The sequence below is a fragment of the Candidatus Magnetaquicoccus inordinatus genome, assembly GCF_004217665.1.
GTDB lineage: Bacteria > Pseudomonadota > Magnetococcia > Magnetococcales > Magnetaquicoccaceae > Magnetaquicoccus > Magnetaquicoccus inordinatus.
Genome location: NZ_RXIU01000286.1, coordinates 1 through 3,607, shown reverse-complemented (window position 1 = coordinate 3,607; position 3,607 = coordinate 1). Strand labels below are relative to the sequence as shown.

Below are 3,607 nucleotides of genomic sequence, written 5' to 3'. Positions count from 1 at the left end.
GTTGCACTTTTTCCTGTAATCCTAAATACCTCGTCTTGTGGTTTTTTACCACAAGCGCACTTAGGCATTGAAATGCCTTTTTTGAAAACCCTGGAACTTTAATGACAAACTTCAGTTGCTATTTGGTGCAAAAAACTTACAATGAAGCTGGTAATTATAGCTAAACACACACAAATATAATACAATAGGGTGAGATAAAAAAATGGGTGGTTGGAAAAATGTATTCGAGCGATTTTCGGAAAAAAGTATTAAGCGCAATGAGAGAGGAAGGTTTAAGCGTGCGTGCAACGGCAACACGATTTAAAATAAACAAAGGCACGTTGATGAAGTGGAAGCATGGAATTCTTCCAAAAACCACTAGAAACAAGCCCGCTACAAAGATTGATATGGAGGCGTTGAAATCAGACATAGAAGCTTATCCGGACGCATTTCAATATGAGCGAGCAGAGCGATTAGGCTGTGGAAGAGGTTGCATCTACCATGCCTTGAAACGATTAGGTGTGACCTATAAAAAAAACCCTAAAACATCCGAAAGCGGATCCCGAAAAACGATCTGTCTATTGCCAAAAGATTAAAAAACATCAGGATACATCTCGTCCTATCGTGTATATCGATGAGAGTGGATTCAGTCATGATATGCCCAGAACTCATGGATATTCAACAAAAGGACAGCGGTGTTATGGGACTCATGATTGGGGAGCGAAAGGACGAACCAATGCCATAGGGGCCTTGATTGGAGCAACGCTGTTAACGGTGAGTTTGTTTGAATCAACGATTAATTCAGACGTCTTTACTGCATGGGTGCAGCAAGATCTGATTCCTAAATTGCCTGAACAAAGTGTGGTTGTGATGGATAATGCAACCTTTCATAAGCAATCAGAGATGCAGGACTCTTTAGCAGCGGCAGGGCATACTCTGCTATATTTACCCCCATATTCTCCAGATCTCAACCCCATCGAAAAGAAATGGGCTCAGACTAAATCCATTCGACGCAAATTAAGGTGTTCCATTGATCGCTTGTTCCAACGCCCACTGATGTGTTAATATTACGCGTGATTGGCTATAATTAACGGAGTTTGCTATGAGAATATCTAAAATTATTACAAGTTTTATGTTTGCGGTTATAACGAATGTAAGCGCGTCATCTTTGTTTGATAAGTCTGATGTGGCTAATATTAAGCTACCATCATCCTTCGTGGAGAATGGTGTAATATATACAACTCCAGCCTTACAGGGAATGCAATCAAGTGGAATATCTTTTAAAGAATTGCGCGATCTTGTAGAAAAACACTTGCCTGAAGCTAGAGATAACAAAAGTCTCAGATACGAGAACATTCAAATGTTATTTTCTGAAGATAGCGAGGGAAGTATTAAATTAAACTCTGTATTTAGGTGGTATTAATGAAAAAATATCTTTTGGTACTCAATTTCATGACGTTGATATCAGCAACCATGGCTTCAGATATGACTTCATCAGATGATGTCTGCCTACTTTCATGTGCCCGGCCACTCGCTGGCAAAGCATACTTCGAACATTGTTACGTCATGTTAACAAAGGGAGACCAAGTCCTAGACTCTAGGGGGTACTTTGGAGATGTAGGTTCGATCAGAGAGCCCGCTCCAGGACTTTTTCAAGGAAAGTGTGAGGAGGTAAAGCGTCGAGTTACTATGAGAGAGTGGCAAAAAGTAACCGAAACATTTGATAAACAAAAAGCATCGGATTATAGTGCTACTTCGCACAACTGCTGCTCGGTAACTTTAGAAGCTATTTTAGAAGCTCTCGGAGAAAAGGGAATCCCAGATAACGCTATATCTGCTAACAGTGGAATTGGTACAAGGAAAAAATGTTAGTAACCTTCTCGTTAAAATTAGGGTAAACAAAACACCTCATATTTAGAAAAAACCAGGTAAAACTAAAATCGATTTTAAGCCGCATATTTTAAACGTACGCGGCATTTTCTTTTTTTGGCTACCTTCGGATATAAAAACCATTTAGGTGCCTCCAGGGGTTCTTAAAATTGAAATAGCGACGTGTTTATACTCCAACCCTCTGCCGAGAATCGAAAATCTAAAATTTCGGACGATGGTCGTTTCCTGTTCCGTGACTCGTTTCAAACTCCCCTCTGCCGAGAATCGAAAATCTAAAATTTCGGACGATATCCACAGGGTTATCCCTTTAGTACAACCTTTAGTAAGAAAATATATTTATATATTTTCCCCTTTTGTAGCTTCTCAAAACCCGCATATCTAGCGGCTAAAACACACGCAAGGATAACATTTTTGTCGTTTAAACAATAACAAATTTGTCGTTAAAAGATAACAAATTTGTAGCACTTTCCACAGGGCATATATAACAAAACCGTACCACCAAAAATATGTATATTTTTGCGATATTTGCCCAGAAACACCTTAATTTTGTTGCAATACAAGAAAAAGAGTTATATTTAGTGGTACATATTTGTTATTTTATAAGGATGTTCTACCATGAAGAAAAAAGCATTGTATGAATCTAAGACCCCAAAGGTATATAAATCTACTAGGCTAAATCAGTCTAATTTTGGCGACTTTACCCACACCGACTATCAAGTTTATTTAATGTTATTAAGTAAACTTGGTGGGGTTGATAAACATGGTAAATACCTACAAGCCGAAGAGTTAAAAAGAGAACATACACTTTCAGCAAAAGAGTTTAGTCATGTGTTTAAAACGGCACAAACACACAGTTACTCAGCGTTGAAAAAAGCCGTCAACAAACTCATGAAGACCGATATTACAGTTCCCAGAGAAAACTCGAACTCTTACTTAAGAATAAACGTTTGTTCTCAAGCTGAATATGTTAAAGATGAAGGCAAAATCAATATTAAATTTACGGACGACATAATGCCTTACCTAAAACAGGTAAAAGAACGTTTTATGGTTTACAACCTTGCAGATATTTCTAATTTTAAAAGCATCTATGCAACACGCTTATTTGAATTACTACAAGAGTTCAAAGAAACAGGATGGATGGAAAAGTCTCTAGAGCAACTACGTCATTCTTTTGCCGTTGGGAACCAATATCCTAAATACGCTAATTTCAAAGCAAGAACTATTCTTCCGGCCTGTGAAGAAATTAATAAGCATTACCATATAAAAGTTCGATTTGAAGAGATTAAAGAAGGAAAAAGCGTCGTTGCAATTAGGTTCATTTTTAAGCCAGCAATCGTATTGAGATCTATAAACGAGAGCACAGGGGAGACAAAAACACGATTTACAAAACAAGAGAGAAACGTCGTCGATATTACTCCATCTAAAAAAACCAAAATCACAATAAAGAAATCAAAAGCAGCTCCTCAAAAAAACAAAAAAATTGACGGAATATTTTCATCTTTCATAAATTTTTTTCGCGGAAAATAAATATCATTTTCAACAGTACAAAAGTGATAGCTTGAGCTTATCGAAACCTTGCAAACTTAGGTTTGCAGTTTGCGTATCTTTCCATTTCGCTTCGCTTCATGTTCAATCTAACGTACGTTCCACTTTTGTTTTTGTTTTTTACTCTTCAGTCAGAAAAGGTGATGTAAGGAAAACCATCGTTGCACTTTTTCCTGTAATCCTAAATACCTCG

At 37.4% G+C, this 3,607-nt stretch carries 5 protein-coding genes; all 5 read left to right on the top strand.

The features are described 5' to 3' along the window. Positions 1-218: 218 nt before the first annotated feature. A complete protein-coding gene (locus tag EJP87_RS14710) occupies positions 219-575 on the top strand; it encodes an IS630 transposase-related protein (protein ID WP_130472615.1) in 357 nt (118 codons plus the stop codon). After that, on the top strand, positions 508-1,044 hold the full coding sequence (locus EJP87_RS14705; RefSeq protein ID WP_227657667.1) for an IS630 family transposase: 537 nt from the start codon (positions 508-510) through the stop codon (positions 1,042-1,044). The genes EJP87_RS14710 and EJP87_RS14705 overlap by 68 nt, the downstream gene beginning before the upstream one ends. A gap of 37 nt (positions 1,045-1,081) precedes the next feature. Further along, on the top strand, positions 1,082-1,402 hold the full coding sequence (locus EJP87_RS14700) for a hypothetical protein (protein ID WP_130472614.1): 321 nt from the start codon (positions 1,082-1,084) through the stop codon (positions 1,400-1,402). Beyond that, complete coding sequence (locus tag EJP87_RS14695) at positions 1,402-1,851, top strand: hypothetical protein (RefSeq protein ID WP_130472613.1); 450 nt, start codon at positions 1,402-1,404, stop codon at positions 1,849-1,851. The genes EJP87_RS14700 and EJP87_RS14695 overlap by 1 nt, the downstream gene beginning before the upstream one ends. A gap of 633 nt (positions 1,852-2,484) precedes the next feature. After that, the gene (locus EJP87_RS14690; protein WP_130472612.1) at positions 2,485-3,396 is read left to right on the top strand and encodes a replication initiation protein; all 912 of its coding nucleotides are present in this window, start codon (positions 2,485-2,487) and stop codon (positions 3,394-3,396) included. Positions 3,397-3,607: the final 211 nt, after the last annotated feature.

Bases quoted from the DNA above. Each gene is read 5' to 3' on its own strand.
- EJP87_RS14710 (WP_130472615.1), top strand. From the start codon at position 219: ATGTATTCGAGCGATTTTCGGAAAAAAGTATTAAGCGCAATGAGAGAG.
- EJP87_RS14700 (WP_130472614.1), top strand. From the start codon at position 1,082: ATGAGAATATCTAAAATTATTACAAGTTTTATGTTTGCGGTTATAACG.
- EJP87_RS14695 (WP_130472613.1), top strand. From the start codon at position 1,402: ATGAAAAAATATCTTTTGGTACTCAATTTCATGACGTTGATATCAGCA.
- EJP87_RS14690 (WP_130472612.1), top strand. From the start codon at position 2,485: ATGAAGAAAAAAGCATTGTATGAATCTAAGACCCCAAAGGTATATAAA.